Annotated in this window: 1 protein-coding gene; it reads right to left on the bottom strand. The window is 37.8% G+C overall.

Annotation, left to right across the window (positions count from 1 at the left end; translation table 11 throughout):
* Nucleotides 1–85: 85 nt before the first annotated feature.
* A complete protein-coding gene (locus tag H6G76_RS37595; RefSeq protein ID WP_190711058.1) occupies nucleotides 86–1,225 on the bottom strand; it encodes a DEAD/DEAH box helicase in 1,140 nt (379 codons plus the stop codon).
* Between the last annotated feature and the right edge of the window lie 436 nt (nucleotides 1,226–1,661).

Genomic DNA, 1,661 nt, shown 5'->3' with positions numbered 1-1,661 from the left:
CGAACTCTAGCTAGTGCCACTGCCAAACTCAACCTCTGCTTCATCAGGCTCATGATTAAGAGGCTTGCAGGTTCTTCCTAAGATGTCAAATGGGTTCTATATATTCTTTTTGCTGTTTTTTTAGATATTCTTTGGTCTTCTTAAGTCGCTCTGAGCCTGGGATGTCATCAAGTGACTTAGGTCTTTCCACAATTTCTATATGAGTTTTGATTTCGTCACGCCATTGAAAAGATTTTCCATCAAGTGGCAAACGCTCTAAAGAACCGGAGCATAATTCGTCAAGTTTTATTACAGCTTCTTTTAGGTCATCAACCACTTTGGGTGTTGCGGTAGCAGTAACAAAACCCCAACGAATAGAAGTATTCTGTCCATTTTTGTAAAATTTCTGAAGACTTTCAGCAATTCGTAAAAAGTCTGGACGAAAATCATATCCCCACTGGGACAAAGTGTGAGCCTCATCAAGTACCCACAGATGAGGAAGACGATGTTTAAGAATACGTTGAATTGTTGGTTGCCGCAATCGTTCAGGAGATAAGTATAGAATATCTACTTGTCCATTCCAAAGGGCTTCAATAATATGGCGTTGTTCTTCAAGGCACTGTGATCCTGTAAGTAGTTCTACCCGTTCAGCATACTCAGATAGTTGTTGATTTTTCAGTTTCTCTTTCAAATTTTGTACTTGATCTTCCATCAATGCTTGAAGTGGAGAAACAATGATAGACAAGCCTCGATAATATTTGGAAAGGATAAGGGCTGGAAGTTGAAAAATTATGCTTTTACCTCCTCCAGTGGGCAAGATACCTAAAGGAACTGTCTTCCCTTTTAGCAGTGCTTGGACAATTTCTAGTTGATGTGTTTTAAATGTTTCAAAGCCAAAGAACTGTTTTAGTTCCTTTGAAAGTTTAACTTCATCCAATGGAAGGGGAAATGCATTCTTCTCAGCTTCACAAAAGCTTGGAAATTCACACTCTAACCAATTTGGGCGGCGAAGTTCAGACTCATTGATCTGGTATAACCAATTTAGAAAAACTACTGCTCCTAAATTGTCAAATTTCTTTGGTAAATTGATGAGATAATTCCGCAAACCCTCAACATTTAATCTTTGGTGATGCTGTTTAAGGTTTTGCCACCATTCCAATTGCTCTGGAGGTTGTACATAACCAGGAATTATTTTACGAGGATAACCTTTAGGAAGTAATCGCCATGCCCAATGACGTACAATCACAGGTAATTCACAGCGTTGCTGATAAATACTTGTGTAGATATTATAACTTTCCCAAGCATCTTCTAATGGGTCACTAAGTCCTAATTCTTTACGATATACTTTATTCAGCTTATGTGTTGTTTTACCTGGGAAAAATAAATTAGATAGTTCTAAGGTATCGCAAATTTTTTCTTGTAGTGTATCTGGCTGCTCGCGTCCAACTGATTTATACAGTTCTGGTATGTCGTGACGACGAATATTATGTCCTACAATGACCTCAGCTTTTTCAATGCGGTCTAAAAGGGAATTAAATTGATTATCATTGGGATTTTCAATGAGATAAGTGTCTTCTACAGCTTGCGGGGGGACAAAATGGTCTAGAATGCTTATCTTACAAAGAGTGTAGCAATTTGTGGTAAAAGAAAAAGAGCATTTATTCGCAATAAGCTCTATTTAA

The organism is Nostoc sp. FACHB-152, assembly GCF_014697475.1.
In the GTDB taxonomy this organism is placed as follows: Bacteria; Cyanobacteriota; Cyanobacteriia; order Cyanobacteriales; family Nostocaceae; genus Nostoc_B.
Note: the sequence above shows the minus strand (reverse complement) of the source record. Positions and strands in the feature narration are given on the sequence as shown.